Annotated in this window: 28 protein-coding genes; 21 read left to right on the forward strand and 7 right to left on the reverse strand. The window is 51.3% G+C overall.

Annotated elements, in window-relative coordinates:
• The 6 genes from ACO0LG_RS27350 to ACO0LG_RS27375 all read left to right on the forward strand — a co-directional run.
• Positions 1-3,382, forward strand: a 3,382-nt coding sequence (locus ACO0LG_RS27350; RefSeq protein WP_423031424.1) for a beta strand repeat-containing protein, incomplete at its 5' end; no start/stop codon positions are given.
• A gap of 283 nt (positions 3,383-3,665) precedes the next feature.
• Positions 3,666-4,088, forward strand: coding sequence for a GntR family transcriptional regulator (locus ACO0LG_RS27355; protein ID WP_423031426.1), 423 nt, complete (start codon positions 3,666-3,668; stop codon positions 4,086-4,088).
• A 2-nt stretch (positions 4,089-4,090) separates the two neighbouring features.
• Positions 4,091-4,966, forward strand: a complete 876-nt coding sequence (locus ACO0LG_RS27360) for an ABC transporter ATP-binding protein (protein ID WP_423031428.1) — start codon at positions 4,091-4,093, stop codon at positions 4,964-4,966.
• An 81-nt stretch (positions 4,967-5,047) separates the two neighbouring features.
• Entirely contained in the window at positions 5,048-6,481 is a 1,434-nt protein-coding gene (locus tag ACO0LG_RS27365) for a hypothetical protein (RefSeq protein WP_423031430.1), read from the forward strand.
• Positions 6,482-6,490: 9 nt separating this feature from the next.
• On the forward strand, positions 6,491-6,706 hold the full coding sequence (locus ACO0LG_RS27370; protein ID WP_423031432.1) for a hypothetical protein: 216 nt from the start codon (positions 6,491-6,493) through the stop codon (positions 6,704-6,706).
• Positions 6,707-6,761: 55 nt separating this feature from the next.
• Entirely contained in the window at positions 6,762-7,352 is a 591-nt protein-coding gene (locus ACO0LG_RS27375) for a helix-turn-helix domain-containing protein (protein WP_423031434.1), read from the forward strand.
• 43 nt (positions 7,353-7,395) lie between these two features.
• On the opposite strand, the gene ACO0LG_RS27380 is transcribed toward ACO0LG_RS27375, so the two are convergent.
• Positions 7,396-8,211, reverse strand: a complete 816-nt coding sequence (locus tag ACO0LG_RS27380) for a phosphate/phosphite/phosphonate ABC transporter substrate-binding protein (protein WP_423031436.1) — start codon at positions 8,209-8,211, stop codon at positions 7,396-7,398.
• Positions 8,212-8,524: 313 nt separating this feature from the next.
• On the opposite strand from ACO0LG_RS27380, the gene ACO0LG_RS27385 reads away from it, so the two are divergent.
• Both ACO0LG_RS27385 and ACO0LG_RS27390 read left to right on the forward strand, forming a co-directional pair.
• Positions 8,525-8,986: a DsrE family protein gene (locus ACO0LG_RS27385; protein ID WP_423031438.1), complete on the forward strand. Its 462-nt coding sequence runs from the start codon at positions 8,525-8,527 to the stop codon at positions 8,984-8,986.
• Positions 8,987-9,171: 185 nt separating this feature from the next.
• Positions 9,172-9,492 (forward strand): DMT family transporter, encoded by a 321-nt coding sequence (locus ACO0LG_RS27390; RefSeq protein WP_423031440.1) that lies wholly within the window; start codon positions 9,172-9,174, stop codon positions 9,490-9,492.
• A gap of 66 nt (positions 9,493-9,558) precedes the next feature.
• Here ACO0LG_RS27390 and ACO0LG_RS27395 read toward each other — a convergent pair whose 3' ends face one another.
• Positions 9,559-9,849, reverse strand: coding sequence for a YciI family protein (locus ACO0LG_RS27395; protein ID WP_423031442.1), 291 nt, complete (start codon positions 9,847-9,849; stop codon positions 9,559-9,561).
• Between the two features lie 257 nt (positions 9,850-10,106).
• Here ACO0LG_RS27395 and ACO0LG_RS27400 point away from each other — a divergent pair, with 257 nt between their 5' ends.
• From ACO0LG_RS27400 to ACO0LG_RS27425, 6 genes are all read left to right on the forward strand, one after another.
• Positions 10,107-10,628: a hypothetical protein gene (locus tag ACO0LG_RS27400; protein WP_423031444.1), complete on the forward strand. Its 522-nt coding sequence runs from the start codon at positions 10,107-10,109 to the stop codon at positions 10,626-10,628.
• A gap of 203 nt (positions 10,629-10,831) precedes the next feature.
• Positions 10,832-11,251: a hypothetical protein gene (locus ACO0LG_RS27405; RefSeq protein ID WP_423031446.1), complete on the forward strand. Its 420-nt coding sequence runs from the start codon at positions 10,832-10,834 to the stop codon at positions 11,249-11,251.
• A gap of 106 nt (positions 11,252-11,357) precedes the next feature.
• On the forward strand, positions 11,358-11,786 hold the full coding sequence (locus ACO0LG_RS27410; protein WP_423031448.1) for a hypothetical protein: 429 nt from the start codon (positions 11,358-11,360) through the stop codon (positions 11,784-11,786).
• Between the two features lie 158 nt (positions 11,787-11,944).
• Positions 11,945-12,409: an Rrf2 family transcriptional regulator gene (locus ACO0LG_RS27415; RefSeq protein ID WP_423031450.1), complete on the forward strand. Its 465-nt coding sequence runs from the start codon at positions 11,945-11,947 to the stop codon at positions 12,407-12,409.
• A complete protein-coding gene (locus ACO0LG_RS27420; RefSeq protein WP_423031452.1) occupies positions 12,393-13,310 on the forward strand; it encodes an NAD(P)/FAD-dependent oxidoreductase in 918 nt (305 codons plus the stop codon). Before ACO0LG_RS27415 ends, ACO0LG_RS27420 begins: the two co-directional genes overlap by 17 nt.
• Positions 13,311-13,436: 126 nt before the next feature.
• Positions 13,437-13,874 carry a hypothetical protein gene (locus ACO0LG_RS27425; RefSeq protein ID WP_423031454.1) on the forward strand — a complete coding sequence of 146 codons (438 nt, stop codon included), beginning with the start codon at positions 13,437-13,439 and terminating at the stop codon, positions 13,872-13,874.
• A gap of 49 nt (positions 13,875-13,923) precedes the next feature.
• On the opposite strand, the gene ACO0LG_RS27430 is transcribed toward ACO0LG_RS27425, so the two are convergent.
• Positions 13,924-14,292, reverse strand: coding sequence for an MmcQ/YjbR family DNA-binding protein (locus ACO0LG_RS27430; RefSeq protein WP_423031456.1), 369 nt, complete (start codon positions 14,290-14,292; stop codon positions 13,924-13,926).
• A gap of 118 nt (positions 14,293-14,410) precedes the next feature.
• Positions 14,411-14,821 (reverse strand): hypothetical protein, encoded by a 411-nt coding sequence (locus ACO0LG_RS27435; RefSeq protein WP_423031458.1) that lies wholly within the window; start codon positions 14,819-14,821, stop codon positions 14,411-14,413.
• Positions 14,822-14,963: 142 nt separating this feature from the next.
• Here ACO0LG_RS27435 and ACO0LG_RS27440 point away from each other — a divergent pair, with 142 nt between their 5' ends.
• The 3 genes from ACO0LG_RS27440 to ACO0LG_RS27450 all read left to right on the forward strand — a co-directional run bounded on the left by ACO0LG_RS27440 (position 14,964) and on the right by ACO0LG_RS27450 (position 17,128).
• Positions 14,964-15,788 carry a helix-turn-helix domain-containing protein gene (locus ACO0LG_RS27440; protein ID WP_423031460.1) on the forward strand — a complete coding sequence of 275 codons (825 nt, stop codon included), beginning with the start codon at positions 14,964-14,966 and terminating at the stop codon, positions 15,786-15,788.
• A 71-nt stretch (positions 15,789-15,859) separates the two neighbouring features.
• Positions 15,860-16,501 (forward strand): glutathione S-transferase family protein, encoded by a 642-nt coding sequence (locus tag ACO0LG_RS27445; RefSeq protein ID WP_423031462.1) that lies wholly within the window; start codon positions 15,860-15,862, stop codon positions 16,499-16,501.
• Between the two features lie 48 nt (positions 16,502-16,549).
• Positions 16,550-17,128, forward strand: a complete 579-nt coding sequence (locus ACO0LG_RS27450; RefSeq protein ID WP_423031464.1) for a YdeI/OmpD-associated family protein — start codon at positions 16,550-16,552, stop codon at positions 17,126-17,128.
• 27 nt (positions 17,129-17,155) lie between these two features.
• Here ACO0LG_RS27450 and ACO0LG_RS27455 read toward each other — a convergent pair whose 3' ends face one another.
• Both ACO0LG_RS27455 and ACO0LG_RS27460 read right to left on the reverse strand, forming a co-directional pair.
• Entirely contained in the window at positions 17,156-18,079 is a 924-nt protein-coding gene (locus ACO0LG_RS27455; protein ID WP_423031466.1) for a hypothetical protein, read from the reverse strand.
• Positions 18,080-18,155: 76 nt separating this feature from the next.
• Entirely contained in the window at positions 18,156-18,755 is a 600-nt protein-coding gene (locus ACO0LG_RS27460) for a short chain dehydrogenase (protein WP_423031468.1), read from the reverse strand.
• Between the two features lie 150 nt (positions 18,756-18,905).
• Between ACO0LG_RS27460 and ACO0LG_RS27465 the strand changes: the two genes are divergently transcribed.
• Entirely contained in the window at positions 18,906-19,808 is a 903-nt protein-coding gene (locus tag ACO0LG_RS27465; protein ID WP_423031470.1) for a LysR family transcriptional regulator, read from the forward strand.
• Here the strand turns inward: ACO0LG_RS27465 and ACO0LG_RS27470 are convergent.
• Complete coding sequence (locus tag ACO0LG_RS27470; RefSeq protein WP_423031472.1) at positions 19,803-20,408, reverse strand: rhomboid family intramembrane serine protease; 606 nt, start codon at positions 20,406-20,408, stop codon at positions 19,803-19,805. The genes ACO0LG_RS27465 and ACO0LG_RS27470 overlap by 6 nt on opposite strands.
• A 303-nt stretch (positions 20,409-20,711) precedes the next feature.
• On the opposite strand from ACO0LG_RS27470, the gene soxC reads away from it, so the two are divergent.
• The 3 genes from soxC (at position 20,712) to soxY (ending at position 23,707) form a co-directional block, all read left to right on the forward strand.
• Positions 20,712-22,076, forward strand: a complete 1,365-nt coding sequence (gene soxC / locus ACO0LG_RS27475; protein ID WP_423031474.1) for a sulfite dehydrogenase — start codon at positions 20,712-20,714, stop codon at positions 22,074-22,076.
• Between the two features lies 1 nt (position 22,077).
• Positions 22,078-23,091, forward strand: a complete 1,014-nt coding sequence (locus tag ACO0LG_RS27480) for a c-type cytochrome (RefSeq protein WP_423031476.1) — start codon at positions 22,078-22,080, stop codon at positions 23,089-23,091.
• A gap of 127 nt (positions 23,092-23,218) precedes the next feature.
• Positions 23,219-23,707, forward strand: a complete 489-nt coding sequence (gene soxY / locus ACO0LG_RS27485) for a thiosulfate oxidation carrier protein SoxY (RefSeq protein ID WP_423031478.1) — start codon at positions 23,219-23,221, stop codon at positions 23,705-23,707.
• The last annotated feature ends 174 nt before the right edge of the window (positions 23,708-23,881 follow it).

A 23,881-nucleotide genomic window follows, 5' to 3' on the forward strand; every position in this document is an offset into this window, starting at 1 on the left:
CTTTGCCGTGAATAATGGTTCTACAGGCGGTATCATTTCCAATATCAAAACATTGAACTTGGCTAATGCTACTAACGCAGTTACTTTTGCTAATGCTACTTCCGGTATCACTACCATCAATGGCGGCTCAGGCAGTGATTATGTTGATCTGGCGAATAGCGGCAACTCCATGCTGGCTGGCAATATCAATTTGGGGGCAGGCACCAATACCCTGGTCATGGAAGGCAAAACCTATACCGGCACCTTTGTGGCTGGCTCGGGCTCATCCGATACATTGTATCTGTTCAATGGCAGCAATATCAGTGCGGCCAATGTCAGTGGTTTTGAAACCGTCAATATCAACAATAACGCGTCCGTCACCATGACAGCAGCACAGTTTGCTGGCTTTACCACCGTCACTGCCGCAGGGACAGAAACAGTCAACCTCACTACCGCAGGCACGGTCACAGCAAGTACGAGTGTGGAAAACTATGTACTTGGCAATGGCACCAACACATTTACCGCGGCAGCAGGCCTGGTTTCTGTGATCGGTGGTACGGGCAATGACACCATCACTGCCAGCTCAGCCATTATCGCTGCTGCCGCTACCATCAATGGTGGCGCTGGCACAGATACTCTGAATGTCAGTGCTGTGACTGCAGCTCTTGACCTGTCTGCCAAAGTCAGCAATGTAGAAATCATCAACGTCACCGGCGGTACGACGCCAACCTGGACCGTGACGAATGAAAATGGCCCAGGCGTCACCCTCAACTTCACCAAGTCTGCTGCTACTGATATCAACAACATCATCCTCGGCTCAGGTGGCCAGACCCTCAATATTCTGGGCACGGGCACAGGCCGCACGACCATCACTGGCGGTTCTGGTGCGGATGTCATCAATTTGTCTGCCACAGCAACCGGTGCGGATGTCATCGCGGTTGGCTCGACCATCAATGCCATTGATACCATCAATAACTTCAAGGCGGCAGGTGCAGACATTTTTGCTACCGGTGTTTTGCCAACTTCCTTGTTTAACCTGAATATTGCCAATGCCGACAGCAGTAGTCTGGCGGCAGCCATAGCTACAGCAGCAACGGCAGCGGGCGCCAGCCTGGCAAATACAGGCCAGGCTTATACCATCACTGTGAGCAGCGGTACTGCAGCGGGCATTTACGCCTTCCAAAATACTGGCGGCAGTGTAGGTACAGTTGATGCCAGCGATTTCATCGTCAAACTGGGCGGCACAACAGGTACTATCTTTGCCAATGATTTTGGTATTGCCAACGCAGTTTCAGTGACTACGGGTGGCACCTTCAATGGTACACCTGGCGCCAATGACATCTTCATGTCCACCATCCCTGGCCTCAATGGTACGACCATCGCTGGTAATGCAGCGGACACCGATATACTGACCCTGACCACCGCAGGGACAGTCAGCATCAACAATGGCAGCACAGGTGGCACGCTCAGCAACCTCAAGGTCTTGAACCTGGCTAATGGTACCAATACCATCACCTACAATACTTCTGCTGGCTTCACTACCATCAATGGCGGCTCTGGCAACGACACCATCATCCCTAACACTGCCTTGTTGCCTATCGTGATCAATGGTGGTCTCGGCACCGACACCATCGTGCTGTCAGCAGCCTATGCTGCTGTCGCCTCCGGTTCTGGTACTTTCGCGAGCAATGTGACAGGTTTTGAAAAATTGCGTCTGACCAGCGGCACTACCCAGACCGTCGATGTGCAAACCCTGGGTAACTACACCGACATTACTCTGGGCGCAGGTGCTAACGGGCTGACCTTGAGCAACCTGGCCAGCAATAGCACTGTGACACTGACAGGCACCGGCACCGCCATGACCTTTTCCAATGCTGCATTTACCGGCGGTGTCAACGATATCGTCAATCTGGTACTGACAGATGCCAGTACTACTGCCGTTGCCTTTGCCACCACTGGCATTACGGCATCCGGCGTCGAGACTTTCAATATCACCACCGTTGACGGTCAGGCCACGCCAACAGGTGCCTTCAATGACACGCTGACCATACTCGGTAGCTCGGTCAAGAACATCTATGTCAGCGGCAATGCAGGCCTGACCATGCCAGCTACTAGTACCTCGCTGGTTAACGTCGATGCCAGCGGCATTACCCTGGGCGGATTTACCTGGACGGCCAATGCCCTGACAGGCACAGCGACTGTCAAAGGCAGTGCCACCGGCACTAATACTATCGACATGAACTCTGCCACGGCGGGTGTTGACTACACTGGCGGTACAGGTAACGACAACATCACGATCAACGCCACGGTTTCCAGCACGGCGGCATTGGGCAACGGTAATAATAGCCTGGCCCTGAATGGCGTGACCATCCTCGGCACTTATACCGCTGGCAATACTGGTACAGACAGTCTGGCGTTCTTCTCCTCCATCCCAGATATCAGCAATGCCACGATTACAGGCTTTGAGAATCTGACAGTGGTCAATAATGCCAACATCACGGCGACGATAGCTCAGATGTCGCAATTTACCGGCACCGTCAATGCATCAGGAACAGAAACACTGAACCTGACAACGTCTGGTACTTTCAATGCTATCAGCACGATAGAAAAGTACAACCTCGCTAACGGCACCAACAACTTTACTTCAGCCAACGTAGCAGTCAGCGTCATCGGCGGTACCGGTACGGATGTGTTCAATTTCACGGCCAACCAGGTCATCAACTTCCTGACCACGATTGATGGTGGCAATGGTACGGACATTCTCAATGTCGGCACCACCAGCACCCAGAACCTGGACTTCAGCACTAAAATCGCTAACGTCGAAATCATCAACGTGGCGGGCAGCACAGGGACTACCAGCATCACCAATCAGAATGGTGCGGGCGTGACCTTGAACTATACGAAGAGCACAGGCGACAACACCATTATCATGGGTACTGGCGGCCAGACCCTGAACCTGCTCGGTTCCAGTTCCTCTTCCACGACCATCACAGGTGGTGCGGCGGTGGATACCATCAACCTGCAGTTCTCAGGCGCTGGTTCTGAAACACTGATAGAAAGTGGTGCCAATATGTCGAACAGGACACAGGTAGACATCGTAGGCAACTTCAATTCGACAGGTACTGACTACTTCAAGACTGGCGTCAATGCGGCGAGTGTGGGTTCCTACATCATCGGCAATGCCGATACGGGCAACTACCTGACCACGATTGCTGCAGGCCTTGCCATCGTTTTTACCCAGACAAACCAGGCCTACCTGATCACGATACAAACAGGTACAGCAGCGGGTACTTATCTGGTTCAGAACACCGGTACAGATGTCACCCATTTTGACGATACAGACTTCTTTGTACAGTTGACGGGCACGATTGGCACTATTTCGACTGGTAATCTGATTGCATAAAGCGGCCTGGTAAAATGCCGCGGTAAGTTCTGATCCCGGTATGTCAATCTTGAAACGCCAGCTTTGCTGGCGTTTTTTTTATCCCTTCCTCTGCGTGAAATGTCTTCTCCAAAATGATTGTCCGCTGCGCGTTGCCAGCATGTGCAAAAAAACGCTTGAAATTACAAATTCAGTGTATTACTATATTAATACACATGGCGATGCTGTATCAGTCGCCAGTGCATGAGAAATATGGAGCATGCCAATTACACGCAATGAAAGGCCGGACCATGGAGCATGAAACATGACGCCAAACATAACGCGAGCTGAACCGCGCCAGTTGGGCGCAGAAATATTCCAGGTGGCGACCGGGAGCAGTGAACCTATTTATCGCCAGTTGATAGAGCAATTGCGGCGCCTGCAAGCGGGCGGACAAATTGCCGCAGGTGATGCCATGCCATCGGTGCGCGATGTCGCGAGTGAGCTAGGTGTCAATCCCATGACGGTATCCAAGGCCTACAGCATGCTTGAAGCAGAAGGTTTGCTGGTGCGCCGTCGCGGCCTGGGGATGGAAGTGGCGGCCCAGCCCAGCAGTAATTCAGATATCACATCGAGGCTGGAATTATTACGCCCCAGTCTTGAACGCATCGCGCTTGAAGCTAGCCAACTCGAACTCAATTCCAAATCCGTCATTACACTCTTGACCAGTATTCTTAAAGGAAGATAAGCATGCAAGCTCAGTTAAACGCACCTGTGCAAATCCAGGGATTGAGTAAATCCTTCAGTGGACAAACTGTGTTGAAAAATCTTGACTGGCAAATTGCCCCGGGTAGTATCGTCGGCCTGTTGGGACGCAATGGCGCAGGTAAGTCAACATTGATAGAATGCCTGCTGGGTTTGCGCGATATCGATGGCGGCAAGTCCAGTCTGTATGGTGAAGCGACAGGGCAACTCAGCGCTGAGACCAGGGCCAGGATAGCCTATGTGCCACAGCGCAGTGACCTGTTTGAATGGCTGACTGCAAGGCAGATGCTGGCCTACTTTCAACTGCTATACCCACGTTGGAACGAGAGCAAGGTTCAGTCGCTGATGCAAACCTGGGAGCTGCCGTATGACAAGGTCATCAACAAACTCTCGGTAGGGCAAAAACAGCGTCTGTCCATTATCCGCGCGCTCGCTCATGATCCAGAATTGCTGATCCTCGATGAGCCGGTATCCAGTCTTGACCCGGCAGGCCGCCGTGAATTCCTGCGCGAACTCATAGACCGTGTCATCGAAAAGCAGACGACCATTTTGTTTTCTACTCATATCCTGTCTGATCTTGAAAGAGTAGCGATGGATGTCGCTTTCCTCAGCGACGGGCAAATCGTTCATCAACAATCACTGGACGACATGATGGAAAACACAGTACGTATCACTGGGTCATCAACCGCATTGCGGCAACTGCAGCCTGCAAAAATATTGCGGCAGACTGGAAATGCAAGTGGTGATGACAAGCTGCTGGCTCAATTCAGCCATGAACAATTGTATGCACTGGAAGCACGTCAGGATATCCGTGTCGATAAGCTCAGTCTGGAAGACTTGTTCATAGAAATGACATGTTGAAATACTCGGTGAATAACCGCCTGTACCGCCATGTCTGGCAAATTTCCATTCACTGGTTTAAGAGAACTGAGAAAGAATAATATGAAGGCCATTATTTCAATATGGATGCAGCCCGTCTATGGACGTGTCAATGCAGGCAGCCTTAAATCTGCTTACTTCATCCTGGCATTGATTTGTTTGATTCCATTTGTTGAGCTGCTTTCTGTCACCGGATACGAACCCAGTGCTAGGGCAATCTTAAAGACTTGCGCTAACGGACTCGGGTCAGTGTTGCTGACGATTTTATTCTTTTGGTTTATTTTCCTTATACCGAGTGCCGTCATGCAGTACACGCCCGCTTGCGCCAACTTGGTACCGAATATGAAACGGCGTATGCAGACTGCCCTTGCACTGCCTATTTTACTCATTCCATTGTTGTTTCCTTTGGCATTACGCATGCATGGGAAGTTTTTCCAGGGATGGTTCTTTGGCGTCATCGCCATGCTGGTATACGTTGCTACTATCCGCAATAAGCTAGTGATCATTCTGCTCATATTGTTGACACAGCTTCCCGCTTGGCTATTTCGAAATAGCAATACATTGCCTATGCCGCTTGACTGGAATCAGCCCTTGTTGCTGGTGATCGCTGGATTTTCGCTGACCGCTCTGATTCTACATTGGGTGTTTTCCGTGCGTGGTGATGCGCTTTTTAAAATCGCCGATAGCATACCTACGATGAGAATGTATATGCGAGGAGAAGAAGCGGGCATGAATCTGTATTCATTGAAGTTCCTCAATCCCTATCACTTCTTGTTGCGCCGTAGTATGGAGAAGGTGCGTGTTGTACCTGGAAAAGTCGGGCAATTGATCGCATTCTCCATTGGTTCGCAGGCTTTTTGGTTGAGCAGTTTTATCCCGGTGGTAGTAATGAGTGCAGGTTTGAGCATCTACTTCACGTTCTACTTTCACGATTCTTCGAAGAAAGAAGCGCTTGATCATTCAGTCGCATATTTGGCTGCGTTGGTCTCTTTTTTCATGCTACCGCCTATCTACGCTGCTTTTGTGCGCGGCTGCATTTCTCAACGTCGGGAAGAGCAAGGTTTGCTGTTACTTGCACCCAATTTGCCCAACCAGCACGAGCAGAGCAAGACCATACTGCATTTTATCCTGCGCCAATATTTGGGCCTTTGGTTAGTGTCAGCCGTATTTGCCTTAAGTGCGGCCTATTTATGTTCTACTTCAGACTATATGCACGAAGTAGTCTGGCTCATTTCATTTAGCCTGTTGCCGGTGAGTTTCTTGAGCCTGAGCAATTATGCGCAAATCTCATCCAGCTATCAATCTTCATTGCTGGCGGCATTGACTATACCGATGTTCTTGGGCTTCGCCATGCTTGGCCTGCATGCGCTTGCTCCTCGCTTGCCGGTTTGGCTGATCTGCTGCCTGATTACAGGTGCTACTGCTGCGATATTACGTTGGCGTTGGCAGGCGCTGATGCAGGCTGAGACTTTGTTTCCGGTTTGCCGGGCTGTGTGAGGACACATCATGCGAACCTTGATCATCATTGGCGCGCTTGCCTTGCTCGTCCTCATGTTGCTGGCACCGCCAGAGTTGGCAGAGCCAGCCGGGCGGGGTGCCATGTTGTCTTGCCAGCAAGATCAAGCAGGGGAGGATATCTGGGAATGCCTGGGTGTCAAGCTAGGAAAACTCATCCTGGGAATGCTGTATTCATACTTTAGTATAGGGCACATAAAGCTGTAAATCGCCTATATTCACTGCATCTCTTCGTTGAATAGTCAACATTAAGGATCTCAGTATGAATATGCCACTGCCCATGCAAGTATTTGCACCTGCTGTCAAAAAAGAAGATGCCAGAAGTCTGAGTGCGCTGGAACAGTATGAACGTCGCCGCCAGGTCATCCGCGCCCATCAGCGCGGCGCGAGAAAAGTCCAGATCGCACGCGAACTGGGGCTTAGCTATACTGCGGTCTGCCTGATTATTGCCCGTTATCAGGAGCAGGGTGCAGATGCCATTCTGCCACACCGCCGTGGCCGCCGTTCAGGCGAAGGCCGTGCCATGAGCACTGAGCAAGAAGAGCAAGTACAGCAACTGATTCGTGACAACAAGCCACGCCAGTTGCAGATGGACTTTGCTGAGTGGACACGCCCTGCCGTCGCTGAGCTCATCAGCAAGCATCTGGGCGTCACAATCCATATACGCTCAGTGACCAACTACTTGAAGCGCTGGAACATCGTAGTAGAAAGGGCAGTACCCAGCCCTTACCTGCGCACGCAAAAGCTGATGATGCTTGATTTGGCAGAACAGGTGAAAACACCTGTTCCACCGATGCCTATGATGCCGTCCATTTATGACCCGTTGACCCAGGCTGCCTCCCATTCGTATTAATGGATGGAAGGGATGGCTGCGATAAAGGGGGTGGGGCTGGAACTTAGCCCAGCCACTTCAGTAAATCGCGCAGACGCTGTTCATTATTACCGGTATCAAACTCCTTGATACCGATTTGCTTCAGCGTGGGTTTGCCTGCTTCAATGTCATCGAGTTGTCCCAGTTCTTTCTTCAGGGCCTGGATTTGCGCCGCTGTGATCTTGGGGTGGGCAATCAAAGGCTGGTAGGGCTGAGGCTGGCTGCTATGGATAACGCGGTGACCAGTTTTGTCGAGATTCTTGGCTACGCCCGAATAAGAGGCAATGCCACCGACATCGGCCAGCAGATTGTCTAGATAAAACAATACTGCCCCTTGCTCCTTCGCATACTGGATTTTTTCTGTCGCCAGGTTGAAACCGTTGTGCGTCAATTCTGCCGAACAGAATTTCGACATATAAGAAATTTTTTCAGGCAAGGCTATGCGTTTGCCTTTCACATCAGCGATGCTCTTCAATGGGGATGCCTTGGGTACGATCAGCAGGCATTGACCATCAGGCTTGGATGTCGAGACCAGTTGGTATTTATAGTCGCGTACGCCGCGCGCCGGATAATCGCTGGGCCGGGCGATGACAAAATCCATCTTCCCCGCTTTCATCCCTTCTTCCAGTTGCGCAAATTCACGCGCCACCACCACCGTCACTTTTTTACCCAGGGCCTTGCCCATGACTTCTGCCAGTCCAGTATATTTTTCTATGACCTGGGCCGCATCAAGCCCGCCAGAAGTGCCTTCACTGACGTACAGACTATAGTTGTTTTGCGCCTGCGCCTGTGTAGTAAGACCAGCCAGACAGCAAGCTGCAATCGAGAGAACTTTTTTCATACCCGTCATCCTGGAAAACTGTTAATCATTCAGGGCCCGTATTCCAGCCTCAGACGCATGCACCAGATAGCTGGCTGATTACGCCAACACAATTGCGGAAAGACCAACTTTAATCCAGATAAGCTTATGCAAGCAATCATTTTTAACATTTCGCATGGATAAAATGCTTTTTTGCAACCTGTTAAACTGGAAAGTAATTGCTAAATTAGTCATGCATCAAGACATAAAATTTCATGATCAGTTTGCCTATAAATCTGCTATTGTTGCCTCAGTAGCCGCATAAACCGGCACTTGTTCAAATAGCGGAGTGAATATGAGACAGTTTTCCCACTATGCCCGTACTTTGGTTGCAGCCTTGGCCCTGTTGATCAGCAGCTTGGGCCCGGCCAGTGTCATGGCGCAAACGTCAGCACCTGCCAAAGCCCTGGCACAAAAATCCAAAGTGGTTTTTCAGGTCAGCGATGGCGAAACCCGCAAGTGGGAGCTGGCGCTGAATAATGTGAAAAATGTCATCAAAGATCTGGGCAAGGACAATATCGAGGTCGAAATTGTCGCCTACGGCCCCGGCATAGACATGTTCAAGTTCGAGTCACCCCTTGCCAGCCGCATTGAAGAAGTCATGAAGCTCGGTGCCCATATCGTGATCTGCGAAAACACCATGCGCGCGCAAAAAATCACCAAGTCAGACATGCTTGATAATCTCGATTATGTTGAAGCAGGCGTGTCGCAACTGATCAGGCGGCAACAGCAGGGCTATGCCTATATCAAGCCTTGATACCAGGCCGTGACACGCGGCAGGGTAGTTACACGAGTGGGCAGCTAAGCTATAATCTTATTCGACGCAATTGGGCTGATCAGCCCATTCATGGGAATCCATATGGATTCCATCAGGAGGAACGACCTTCCCCAGTTTGGGAGTGAATGTCCGGGACGGCCCGGCTCTTTGAAAGGAGAGCCGTCATGGCTTGGATATTATTGATATTGGCGGGGTTGTTTGAAGTAGTCTGGGCTTTCGCCATGAAGCAATCTGAAGGGTTCACTAAAGTTCTCCCCTCTATAGTTACCATCGCAGGCATGCTAATCAGCTTTGCCTTGCTGGCCTTATCCATGCGTACCCTGCCATTAGGCACGGCTTATACCATGTGGACAGGCATAGGCGCCGTTGGCGCCTTTATCCTGGGCATCGTTTTCTTTGGTGAACAATTGAATTTCATGCGAGTCTGTGCATTGTTGCTCATCATCTGCGGCCTGGTTTTCATGAAAATGTCTTCACCGCACTAGACTGTAATTTATATAGCAAAACCCTTGATATACCTTGGTACGTCAAGGGCTTTGAAGACTAGATGTTCAAGCCAGCTTCAGGGCTTCCAATGTGCTTTGCGTAGCCTTGCAATCAAAATCAACGACCTGGTAATCCGCGACATCGGCCTGTACATAAGAATCTTCCGCCAGTATTTGCGTGAGCCTGTCTTTTGCGATGCTCTGTACCGCGATGACGCCACCCAAGCCACTCTTTTTAGGACCAGCGAACAGGAATACGCCTTCCTTCAGATAACGGCCCACCCATTCGCCATGGGCTTTGATATGTGGTTCTACTTCAACAGGGTTTTTGCTATAGCTGACATTGAGTATGAACATGGTATTTTCCTGAATTTTCTTGAGAGTAAAGTGAGTGTCAAAAACCCCCGTGTAACTGGTGATTGTTACCTGGTGTTTTTATTTCTGTTCAGCGCATGCCGAACAGCTGATGCCAGTATATTTAGTGGTAACATTTTGATAAAGTAGCAACAGGTTTGTACATAGCTAAGCGCAGGTGTTCAATCCAGTAGGTGCTGATGCCTTTACAAAGCACTTTGGCCAAGCCACAAGTATTCTTCAATTTGAAAGCCCGCATCATGATCTTGAACCTGATCAGGAAAATTTCTTCCCTGCTTTTACTGCTTTGTTTTGTATTGCCGCTGTCTACATGCGGATCCAAAATGCAGCCGCAACAGGGAACGCAATCGCAGTCTCACTCCCCGAATAGCCAGTCGATGCAAAACGAGACTGCGAAAGAGACTTTGAAAGAGACTGCGAAAGATGATTCCCTGTATGGCTATGTTTTATTGAGTGATGGATGGGGGGATCTTTGCAAAAACAAAACGATGGCAAGCAGTGCGACCTTATTCGCAGTATTTGCCGTATTCTTCCTGCCCTGCGGGCTGTTGGTTTTGAAGGAAAAAGCGCAAGCTATTATTACCTTGCTGGCCAGTGTGCTTGCGGGTCCTGCCTTGTTCTTTTGGGTGCTTGTGTGGGGGAAACCGCAAGTCGGCGGTGTGCTGGCGATTATCTGCTGGATCAGTTTATTCATCGTCAGCCTGGTCCATTCCTTGCGATGGGCTTTGCAGTGGTGGCGGCGTAGAAAACAACAGGCTTGAATCATTTTCGATGAACAGTAATGTGGAAAGAATGTACTGTGATCAAAAGTGTAAGCACTGGTGACAAAGTCAAATTGCAGACACTGTGAACGGTATTTTTTTATCGTGAATTACTTACAAAAATTTAGCCACATGCTGTCCTTGAAATCTAGAATACAAAACTCTTCAAGACTTCCAGATTTTAATCACACAAGGACATAAGCATGAAAATTTCAAGATTCGCCGCCATCTCCACCATCGCCTTGCTCTTGCCTTTGACTGCATTTGCAGGCAAAGCCGAACGCGACTTCATGAGCAATGAAGTGGATCCTGCAGTCAAGGCCGCCACCAGCAGCCTGAAAACATCTTGCGGTTGCGATGTCAAGTTTGATATCAAGACGGACAGTTTTCAATCGACCGACGACATGTTCAAGATCAAGTATTTTGCCAATACCATTAAAGATAATGCCGCTTCGTATTGCACAGATGCAGCCACCAAAAAAGCCATCTGCAAGATGAAGTCCATAGAATTTAGCAAGGCTGCGTCCACCTACTTGAAGTTTGCAGGTGGTAAGGTCACGGCGACTACCGATGGCACCTCTCAGCCATCATGGGAAATGCTGACAAGGGAAGTCGATAAATAAACGATCAGAAACGCCAGCAAATAAAAGGGTAAGCGAGCAGGATTACTGTATCTGCACACAGATATACGGTAAACTACTTCGCTTTACTGACTCTTGCACACACCTCATGAGCGAGCTACCACAGACCGGTACAGACGATGTCGTGAATCCCGTCAACGAACAGCTGCCTGGCATCCAGAGCAAAGCAACAGGGCTGCCGGAAACTGCGCCGGTAGTGTTGATGTTTATCGTCGCCCACCTGGTACTTACCGGGCTTAATTTCCCCTATTATTTCGAACTATTCCGCACGGGGCAACTTGCTACTACGACAGCGATGCTGACCATGTTTGGGTGGATACTGCTGTATCTGGGCGGCATACAAAACGCCAGAAAGTCAAAGAGCAGCGGTACTTTATGGATGCTTGCTACGGTCTTCTTCGCAATGTCCTTACCAGGATGGCGCATGATGCAAACGCCGGGTAGCGTGGTTCTGTTTGGCTGTCTGCTGGCATTGGCGGGCTGGTGGGCAGTGCGGCAAACCAAAAAAACAGTCTAGCTGGCGGACTGGTCATTCCAACATATTTGTCCGGCTGCTGACCGGGTATGCAAGAACAGGGATAGCCCAGATGGGCCATCCCTGTTTTTTATCTGCATTTTTCAGGCAGATTTTAGAATTCTCTGCGGCCTTTTCGATTATGTACTATCATTAGTTACATGAGACGAGACAGTAAACTTTCTTCCATCCTTCATGTGCTATTGCACATGGCGCATGGACAACGGGCCATGACTTCTGAAGAGCTGGCGCAATACCTCACCACTAATCCTGTACTGGTCAGGCGCGTGCTGGCAGGCTTGCGCAGCCGTGGCTATGTGAGTTCAGACAAGGGTCATGGTGGTGGCTGGGTGATTTCTTGCGACTTGCAAACGGTGACCTTGCGTGACATCTACGATGCCCTCGGCGCACCTACCGTCTTTGCCATGGGCAATCGTAATGACAACCCTGAATGTCTGGTCGAACAAGTCGTCAACGAAGCACTTGCAACTGCCTTTGACGAAGCAGAGGCCTTGCTCATCGCCCGTCTGGGTGATGTGACACTGGGCGACCTGGCGACAGAGTTCAGCCGCAAATTTAATGCACATAACAAGAACAAGGGAAAGAACCATGACCATCATCACTAAGGGCATGATGTTTGATACCATCATCATCGGCGGCAGCTATGCCGGGCTCTCTGCCGCCATGCAACTCGCACGCGCCAGGCGGCAGGTGCTGGTCATCGATGGTGGCCAGCGTCGCAACCGCTTTGTTGAATATTCACACGGCTTTCTGGGGCAAGACGGTAAAAAAGCCAGTGCCATCGCCAGTGAAGGTAAGACACAGTTGATGGCCTATAAAACTGTCAGTTGGGTAGAAGGGCAGGCCACTTTGGTAACTCGAAAGGATGATGGTTTTGCTGTGACAGTTAAAGGGCTAGGTACATACCAGGCGCGCCGGCTGATACTGGCAACCGGCGTCACCGATGATTTGCCGGCCATAGAGGGCCTGACAGAACGCTGGGGACGCAGCATCTTTCATTGCCCCTATTGTCATGGCTATGAAATTGACAATGGCCGTATCGGTGTCCTGGCTACCGGCCCGCTGTCGTATCACCATGCGATGATGCTGCCAGACTGGGGGCAAGTCACTTTGTTTACCAATCAATGCTATGCGCCAGACGCAGAACAATTGGCGGCTTTGCACCAACGTGGCGTCACAATAGAAACAGCGCCCGTGCGCAGGATCAGCAGCATTGCCACGGTAGAGCTACAAGACGGCAAGCAAGTTGAAATGGATGGTCTGTTCACCATGAGCACCATCCGCATCAACAGCCCCTTTGCTGCACAACTGGCGTGCGAAATGACAGAAGGCCCCATGGGTACCGTCATCCGCACCAACGAAATGAAAGCCACCAGTGTGCCGGGCGTATTTGCCTGCGGCGACGCTGCACGGATGGCTGGTAATGTCGCCATGGCGGTGGCAGACGGCGCGATGGCTGGTGTTGCTGCGCACCAGTCCATGATCTTTGAGGCCAAAGCTGCTTGATTACCTGATGGTTCGATTTGCGAGGAACGACGGATGCTCTGGTCATGTTCATGACACAAATCTGGAATAAATTTCTGTCTGCTGTTTTGACAGAAATTTCTCCCACCTGACCTGATTGCTGATGCCATGAATCCATCTGAAAACCGTCGCCACCAACGTGTGCAATTCTTCTTAGTCCCCCTGGGCACCCACGAGATACGTCCGGTCTGGGTATTCAACTCCCCCAAGCATGCGGATGCCCTGCCAGCCCTGCTGGTCAACCTCAGCGCTGGCGGCTTGCAGGTACTGACCGAACTCGAATCCGATATGCCATCCGGCCAGTACCAGCTCAGTTTTTTACCAGATGAAGCGCAACCCGACATGACACTGGGCGATTGCCAGATTCAATTGCTATGGACAGAGCGTGAAGCGGGCATGCATACCAGGTCAGGCTTTGCCTTTACCGGGCAGATTCCGGCAAACTTGCAGGATTTACTCACGCATGAAGATGCTGCGAAGCTGTTTTTGCGATGTGTGATTATGCCAGCGAGTGTGGTCGCGAACAGGGATCTGGAAACGGCCTGATTTCAGTCGCTATCCGTCGGGATGTCATCCGGTGGATAGCTGCAAAAAATCAAGCAACTTCATCTTTCAAAACCTCTTCCCGCTTTTTCTTCTTCAGGCCCGACAAAGCCTTCTGATAAGAATACTCCAGCAACTCCCGCAAATACTCTTCAGGAAATTGCTCAACGGCGACTATCGTCACCCAATGGAATCTCCCCATATACCTTGCCGGCTTTACGCCCGGCATATCAGTCAGTTCAAGAAAACGCGCAGGCGTGACCCGTATGCTGAAGCGCCAGCGCTCAGGCTCGCTGGTCTTGAAGTAGGCAAAGGATTTCTCCCCCACGCTATAGGACAGTAAATTGCTGGGTGCACCGAGTAGTCTTTCGTGGGCACCAGCATAACTGGCACATAGTTTTTTGAGGGCAGCTAGTTTCATCGCAGGTGTGAGGGCAATCAGTAAATAGGATTACATGGATGCTTAATTGTATTGTAATTGCGATAATCTTGCTTGGGCATAAAGAGGCAAGCCTGGCTTGCCCCTCAGCCACACGACCTTAATTGCGCAAGCCACGATATTCCAGCGTACTGAAAGCCAGCACCACCAGCGCCTGCACACTGACAAAAACAAATCCCAGCACACTGGGTTCAAACCAGACTTCCATCGTCAGGACACTGGCGACCACCCAGCCCAGATTACCCAGGATGACGACCCATACCAGCAGGGCGGGTGGTTTGGTCTCGCCACCAGCGCGGCTGGTAAAGCCCACCAGTGCAGCAACCGGGAACAGGCTGATACCCGCCAAGAACAAAAAGTCTTTGGGCAAGCCCAAGAAGCCAGACAACAGGCCAGACGCGGTAACCAGCAGCAAGCCCATGGCAAGGCCAGTGATGGCATCCAGTGTCAATATGGTGCGCAGGGACAGGGCAGGCGCATGCAGTTTCAAAGAAGTAGATGCGGTTGACATGATGTATCTCCAAAAACAGTTGAGGGGATTGCAGTTTCGCTCTACATTTACAGCGAGTCGATTACCTGGCAGGTAATGGCGCTCATGCAACAGGGCAGGGATAATGCAGGCTCAGGTATCCATATTTCTCAAGGGAAGCGCAATGGCTCATCTCACATCATCAACAACAGAGCAGGCAGAGGCACCAGTCGGTACCCTGATACGTGAATGGCGCACGCAACGAAAAATTAGCCAGATGGAGCTGGCGCTGGATATCGATATTTCGCCACGTCACCTGAGCTTTGTAGAAACGGGACGTTCACGCCCCAGCGCAGAACTCTTGATGAACATCGCCAGCCAGCTGGATGTGCCCTTGCGCGCCCGCAATACCTGGCTGCTGGCGGCAGGTTATGCGCCGTGCTATAGCGAACAGGGGCTGGATACGGCCCGCATGGCGCAGGCCAAAGCCGCAGTGCAGCGCCTGCTAGATACCCATGACCCTTACCCCGGCGTCGCGCTGGACAGGCACTGGAATGTGGTCTTGCATAACAGTGCTGCAGCAAAACTCATGAGCCTGTTGCCGCCAGAATTGCTGACACCAGAAATCAATATCTTCAGGGCCAGCCTGCATCCGCAAGGCTTTGCGGCCTATACCAAAAACTTCGCAGAATGGGGTAGCTATCTTTTGCAAGTCTTGCAAAGACTGATGCTGAGTGCGCGTGACGAAGCCATCATCGCTCTGGTGGAAGAAGTACATGCCTATCCCAATGTCATTGCCTTGAAACAGCAAACGCCCGTCACGCAAGCGACAGAACCCTCTTTGCTGATACCCTGCATCATGGAATTGTACGGTCACGAACTCTCGCTATTCACGACCCTGACCACCTTTGGCAGTCCGCGCGACATCACCCTGCATGAGCTGTGCGTGGAATTGTTTTATCCGGCAGATACACCGACCGAAGTCTTTTTGAAAGCAATGGCAGGGTGACCGGGGGGGTTATGCACAATCGATAAATCTTGGTAATATGCCTGTTCACTTTCCATCCGAGGACAAGCATCATGTACAAACTGCATAGCCTCTGCCAGTCAGGCAATTCATTCAAGGTCGCCTTTTTATTGCGGGCATTGAACCAGCCTTTCGAGAACGCTTTTGTCGATATGTTCACGGGCATGACGCGTGACAATGACTGGCGCGAACAAGCCAATCAGATGGGGGAAGTGCCTATTCTCGAAGACGGTGAACGCCGGCTCACACAATCCGGCGTCATCCTTAGTTATCTCGCCAACAAGCATGGCGCTTTTGGTGGCAAGAATGAAGATGAAAAGCGCGAAGTCCTGCGCTGGCTTTTATTTGATAACCATAAGTTCACCAGCTACTTTGCCAGCTATCGTTTCAATAAATCCTTTGGACCTGCCGCACCTGACCCTGCTGTGCAAGCCTGGTTGCTGGGACGAATAGACAATGCCTTCAATATCGTCAACAAACATTTGGCCAATCGTGAATACCTGGTGGGCGATACACCAACGATCGCTGATTTTTCCCTGAGTGCCTATCTGTTTTACCCACAAGAAGAAAGCGGCTATAAGCTGGCAGAGCGCTTCCCGCACATCGTTGCCTGGCTGGACCGCCTGCGTGCCTTGCCAGGCTGGGCACCTCCTTATGAAGTCTTGCCAGGGGAGCGGATTACGCCCAAATGGTGAGCCGCAATTTTATGTGAGCCATGCTGCATATTTTATCTGTGAGGAAATATGAATCCCAAAGTCGATGCCTACATCAGCAAAGCCAAGACCTGGAAAGAAGAAATCGGGCAATTGCGCAGCATAGTCCAGGAATGTCTATTGACTGAAGAATTCAAGTGGGGCAACCCCTGCTATACGCACGAGGAGACAAATATTGTTCTTATTCATGTCTTCAAGGACTATGCTGCCCTGCTGTTTTTCAAGGGAGCGCTGCTAAAAGACAGCAAGGGTTTGCTGGTACAGCAGACCGAGAATACCCAGGCGGCGAGGCAACTCCGTTTCACCAGCGTTGAAGAAATCATCAAGAAAAAAACTGCGATCAAAGCCTGCATCAAAGACGCCATTGCGGTAGAAAAAGCTGGTTTGAAAGTAGAATTTAAAACTACCGCAGAATTTTCAGTACCTGTAGAATTTGAAGTCAAATTAAAACAACTGCCAGCCCTTAAAAAAGCGTTTGAGTCCTTGACTCCAGGGCGGCAAAAAGCCTATCTCTTGCATTTTGCTGCCGCCAAACAATCTCAAACCCGTGAATCAAGAGTAGAAAAAGCCATACCGCAAATTCTTAATGGCAAAGGTCTGGACGATTAGTCCGCTGCACGCAGGACATTGCATAAGCTATTGTGCTGTCTGTATGCGTGCGGGCAATGGATGTCTGGTAGGCCGTAATTCTTCATGGTAATTTGGTGCCCTGGTTCCCATGGTGTTGGCATTGCCCAATACGGTCGTTGTCGTCAGCACGGCTTTGTCACTACCCCAACAAGCCAGGGCAGAGTTGCGGTTGCCGTGCAGGTCTATGATGATGTCTCTGGCCGGTTTCTCAGATAGTTGCTCTTTTGGAGGTGCGGGCCTGGTCTTGGGTGGCAGGACGATGGCATCACCCGGCGTCACCCACAGGTCTGCCAGCGAGATTTCCTGCACATAGGGGCGCCAGCGTGCCACGCTGATGACCAGGGGCAAGTCATCCTGCGAAAAGAAGATGTGGGGAAAATCATGGAATTCTAGGTCAGTGGGATTGTGGGTCAGCAACTCGCGCCGCCTGCGGCCACCTATGTAGGGGGATTGGTGGCCTGCCCATTTACCATACGTGTATTGGGCCATGATCATGCCCTCGTATTCGAAGCGCAGGCATTCACCGCTTTTCAGTAGGGTCATGCCAAAGGCCTGCACGCTTTCTCTGGTGGCGGTGATGGCTTCGTAATGGACTTCTGCCACCTTGAAATTGAACTCGGTAATCTGGTAAGGATGACCATCATTTGGTATGGTCTTGGGCTGGTGGCTGATACCCTTGTATTTTGTACCCAGCTCAAGATCGGGATTCTCTTTGGCGATGCTGATCTCGTTGCCAAACGCCTGGCGCAATTGCCGGCAGTGACCGCGCTCGTTATACAGATACGGATATACGCCGGGCAGCAAGTCTATGTAAGGGCCGTCTTCTATGAAGATCGGGGCATCAAAGTTTTCGTTACTCAAGGCAGCACTCCAGGTCGTATGGATGATGGTCGCTGGCAGGTATTGCTGCCAGCGGCGTTGCAGGTCCATGCTAACTGGTAATGGCGGTTTGCGCTATTTTTTTGATAAGCAATGTTCACTCAGCGTACTGCGGGTGCTCAGAGTATTAACGCACAGCATAAACCTGTCCGGTTTGTGCGCCTTCCACGCTCCTGGCATAGGCCAGCCCTACACGTTGTGCGGATACGGCTTCAAAGCCAGGGAAGAAACTGCCCAGTGCAGCAACTGAAGCTTCCAGCAAGCCAGGGCTGACGACATTGATGCGCAAGCCGCGTGGTAATTCTATCGCCGCGCCACGCACAAAACCCTCCAGCGCACCATTCACCATGGCGGCACTGGCGCCAGAGCGTATCTGTATATCACCGACGACACCACTAGTGAGCGTGATAGAGCCGCCATCATGCAGATAGTCCTGGGCAATGCGGGCAACATTCACCTGGCCCATGAGCTTGCTGTTAAGGCCGATATGGTAATGCTGCTCTTCAATTTCACCCAATGGGGCAAAATGCACATGGCCTGCCGCAACCACCACGCCATCGACCTTGCCAGTGCGGGCAAACAATGCCTGTATCTGTTTGCTATTGCTGATGTCCAGCTGTATCTCACCGCTGCTCTTGCCAACGCGTATCAGTTCATGGCGGGCACCCAGTTCATTGCTGATGGCGCTGCCTACTGTGCCGTTGGCACCGATGATGATGAGTTTCATTTTGTATTCCTTTCGTGGTGGAGATCGCATCGGTTTTGAATAATCCCTGAGCTTTTACCCTCAGGATTAAGTATCTTCCAATTTTTAATGTAGATAAATGTCACGGAAGCGCATATATTACTAACCATTGGTTAGTAATTGAGGTGTGCAATGGATAAATTACGCAGCATGGAAGTGTTCGTCGCCGTGGTCGATGCTGGCAGTTTTACGGCTGCTGCGGCGCAGTGCGACATCTCGCCTGTCATGGTCGGCAAGCACATACAGTTTCTTGAAGAACTGCTCGCTGCGCGCCTGTTGACGCGCACGACGCGCCGACAAAGCCTGACTGAGCTGGGTTTGCAATATGCTGAGCAATGCAAGGCCATACTGTCCCAGATCAGCGAGGCAGAATCAGGTGCCGCCAGGATGCGCGGTGGTGCCCGTGGCGTGCTCAAGATCACTTCACCCGTGACCTTTGGCAGTGAATTGCTGGCCCCGGCGATGGTTGATTATCTCGCGCAGTATCCAGAGATGCGCGCCGACCTGCATATGAATGACAGATTGGTAGATATGGTCGAAGATGGCTATGATGTCGCCATACGCATAGGCAGGCTGGAAGACTCCACCCTTATTGCCCGTCCGCTACGACCTTACCCTATGATGATCTGCGCTGCGCCTGCCTACCTGCAACGCAAAGGCATACCGCTTACACCTGCTGACCTGACCGGTCATGAATGCCTGGATTTTTTACACTGGAACAAGCATGTGCGCTGGCGACTGGCCGAAGACGCCACGGACATCCCCGTCAGCCGCCTGCGCTCGAATAACGGCCAGGCTTTGAAGAGTGCTGCAGTAGCCGGCTTTGGCATCGTCATGCAATCTGAACTGCTGCTCGCGAGTGAGGTTGCCGCCGGCAGACTGGTGCCACTGATGGAAGACTACCTGCCTGCATCACGCCCCATGCATTTGCTGTATCCACGCGACAGGCAGCCTACGCCCAAGCTTTCTACGTTTATAGAATTTATGCTGGGCAGGTTTGGTTTACCAGCCAAAGGACATGCAGACTCATCATGAGGATGTAGTCTCCCTGGCGAGTTGATGTTTGTGTCGCTGTACAAACAGCAAGCTGACCAGCAATCCCGCGGCGAACCCATACAAATGCCCCGCCTTGATACCTGCGATGGCATGCACATCCAGCGCCACCTGTAGGGCGACTACCAGGCCAGCAAACCATATCACTTTACTGCGTGCTTGCAAGACCAGCGTGCCTGCGCACAAGGCCATCAGGGCTTGTGAAGCGCCGTCAGAGACGAGTTCTGGGTAGTACCAGACACTGGCAATCTGGCCGGTTGTTCCACCGATGAGGTAAATCGCAAGCAGAACCAGCCAGCCACGCGTTCTTTCCAGACTGCTGGCGATGATAAATAGGGATGAGGCATTGAATAGCATGTGCAGGAAATGCACATGAAGGAATTGTGAAACCAGCAAGCGCCACCATTCATGCGTGACAAACAATTCACCTGTTACTGCACCTACTTGCGGCAGACGCAGGGATTTTTGCGACGCAAAAAAAGATTGCTCAAAATACAGGGCAGAGCCAATCCAGCCTGCCAGTATGAGTACAAACAGCAGGATTGCAACTGGCGATCTGCAGAAAATCTTTTTCTGATCCATCTTGCTGATTTAACATGTTTTTGCGAGAGCAAGAATTTATCATGAAAAAGACATATTGGTAGCTGGATGATACTTAACTTGTACTTTGTGCGTTGCATCAAAGAAAGTGTTTGCCTTTTATCCTTCCTTATTTGATTATATGCGCAAATAGTATTATTTGCGCCTGATCAAAAACAGATCGGTGAAACTGTGCTTCGGGAATAAACTATGCTGTTACCAGATGAGGCTGCAAGTGGTAACAACGCGTGAAGACAACAACAGGCACAGCATGAACCTAGTATCTCATTGGAAAGTTTCAGTCTCATGTCTATCCAGATAAAAAAGTCCGGTCTTTTGCGTAGAGCCCCCGAGAATTTTTTGGATGCTCCCCTGCGACAGGCTATCACTGAGCAAGGCTTGAGCGATGAGCGGCGTGGATTCTTGCGCAAGAGTTTCGCCGCCGCCACTGCTGCGCTCGCAAGTGGCGTAGCCATGGCCAGACCGGGTAGCGTGCCCGAAGGTGATGGCGATCCGCTGATACTCAATGTGCAGGATCACGCCAAGACTCTGGGCAACCCGGTTGTGATGCAGGGCTACGGCCAGCCATCCAAGTTTGAAAGCAACTTGCAACGCCGCCAGTCCCCCGGCTTGACGCGGGTGCCGCAGGCATCTGTTTCGTTTGCGCCCCTGCAAGGCTTCTTTGGCATCATTACCCCTAATGGCCTGCATTTTGAACGCCACCATCAGGGCTGGATAGATATCGACCCGGCACAGCACCGCTTCATGATCAACGGCCTGGTGCGCGAAGCCAAGGTGTATACCATGGATGACCTCATGCGCCTGCCCTCGGTCTCGCGCATGCACTTCATCGAATGTGGTGCGAATAGCGCCACTGAATGGGGCAATGTCGCCGTGCCGACCGTGCAATACACCCATGGCATGTTGAGCTGCTGTGAATACACCGGGGTGCCCTTGTCCGTCTTGTTGGATGATTGCGGCATAGACCGCAAGAAAGCCAAGTTTGTGCTGGCTGAAGGTGGCGATGGTTCTGCCATGACGCGCACCATCGACATCGCCCGCGCCATGGATGACGTGATCGTTGCCTATGCCATGAATGGTGAAATGCTGCGGCCAGAAAATGGGTATCCACTGCGCCTGGTCGTGCCCGGCGTGCAGGGCGTGTCCTGGGTCAAATGGCTGCGCCGTATCGAAGTGGGTGACCAGCCCTGGGCCACCAAGGACGAAGCTATTCACTATATTGATCTGCAACCCAGCGGCCTGCACAGGCAATACACTTCTGTGCAAGAATGCAAATCCGTCATCACCACACCGTCTGGCGGGCAGATGCTGCTGGAAAAAGGTTTTCACAATATCACCGGCCTGGCATGGTCAGGCCGTGGAAAGGTCAAGCGTGTCGATGTCTCTGCCGATGGTGGCCGCAGTTGGCGCACCGCCAGGCTGGAAGGGCCAATACTCGGCAAATGCCTGACCCGCTTCAACATGGACTGGAACTGGGATGGTGGACCAGCAATTTTGCAATCGCGTGCGATAGATGAAACTGGCTATGTGCAACCGAAGATCAATCAACTACGCGAAGTGCGCGGCGCCAAATCGATTTATCACAACAATGCCATTCAATCGTGGAAGATCAATGAAGATGGCGAGGTCAGTAATGTACAGGTCGCCTAAGATGAAAATGCTGACTAAGCTCATGAGCATGCTGGCGCTGACCGGAACTGTGTTGATAGCCAATGCAGCTGACTACAGCAATATAGGTCGTGCTGCGACTCCCAAGGAAGTAGCAGCCTGGGACATTGATGTACGCCCGGACTTCAGGGGGTTGCCTAAAGGGCGTGGCAGTGTCGATCAGGGCCAGCAAGTCTGGGACGGTAAATGCGCTTCATGCCATGGCACTTTTGGTGAATCCAACCAGGTATTTACACCCCTCGTTGGTGGCACGACCAAGGACGATGTCAAGAATGGCCGGGTGGCCGCACTGAGCGGTAATAGCCAGCCGCAACGTACCACCCTCATGAAGGTGGCGACAGTTTCTACATTGTGGGATTACATCAACCGCGCCATGCCCTGGAATGCACCCAAGACCCTGACCGCTAATGAAGTATATGCAGTTACCGCGTATCTCCTGAATCTGGGTGGCGTTGTTGCCGACGACTTTTCCATGTCGGACGAGAACATCGCCGAAGTGCAAAAACGCATGCCCAACCGCAATGGCATGACAGAGAAGCATGGCTTGTGGCAAACCAGTGGCAAGCCAGATGTCAAGAACACTGCCTGCATGAAAGACTGTCTGAAGGAAGTCAAGATCACGTCTGAATTACCAGCCTTTGCCCGCGGTGCCAATGGCAACCCGGTAGAACAGAACCGTACTGTTGGTGCAGTGCGCGGCGTCGATCTGAACAAGGCTGCCGTGGTCAAAGTCAGTGCGCCAGTCGCAGAAGAAGGGTTGAAGCTGGCCAAACAATACGCTTGCATTGCCTGTCATGGTATCAAGGATAAAGTAGTTGGCCCCGGCTTCGCTCAGATCGCTGCAAAATACAAAGGTGACGCCAATGCCGAAGTCAATCTGATCAAGAAAATCAAGGCGGGCGGCAGTGGCGTCTGGGGCGATATCCCCATGCCACCGCAAGGCCACATCAAGGATGCTGACGTCAAGACCATGTTGGACTGGGTCATGCGTCAGTGAAGATCATGGTAGATGGTGTAGTAAGCTTTTTTCAGTTTTGTCATATCGATGGAACGATTTCGCGTTAAGCTTATCAAACTTTTTCAGTTCGCAATATAGCGGCAGTACGCTTACTCAGGAGACAGTAATGAAGCAGGCATTCAAGATCAATGATAACGGCCAGCAACGCCGTGATTTTTTACGCATATCCACGGTATTTGGCCTGGCCTTTGCCGCTGGCTTGCTCAAACCATCCGATGTATTTGCTGCCGAATGGCAAGCCAAGGCTTTTGAAGCCAAGAGCCTGCAAGACGCCTTTGCCGCCCTGGGGGCAGGCAGCCCCGCAGTCAGTACTGATATTGTGATCGGTGCGCCTGATATTGCAGAAAACGGCGCAGTGGTACCGGTGAGTGTTAGCAGCAAAGCCGCCAACACCGACTACATCGCCATCCTGATTGAAAAAAACCCCAACGCCATGTCAGCGGCTTTCAATATCCCAGAAGGGACAGAAGCCTCAGTCAGCACTCGCGTCAAAGTCGGTGAAACCTCGAACGTGCATGCTTTGGTCAAAGCGGACGGCAAATGGTTGGTGGCGTCGAAAGAAATAAAAGTGACTCTAGGTGGTTGCGGCGGTTAATTTTTAAGACACCTCAACATAGAGATGCAGAGAAGTTTAAAGAGAAATGGGAGTATTGTGCATAGGTTGGGTCAGGCTGCAGTTGGGCTACGATTCATCAGCCCAACATTTGGCCTAACAATAGTGTAAGACTTAATTTCAAGTCATAATTTTTACTGTAGTTCTCATGCCTTT

The organism is Undibacterium sp. Ji42W (assembly GCF_049340405.1).
Taxonomy (GTDB): Bacteria; Pseudomonadota; Gammaproteobacteria; order Burkholderiales; family Burkholderiaceae_D; genus Undibacterium.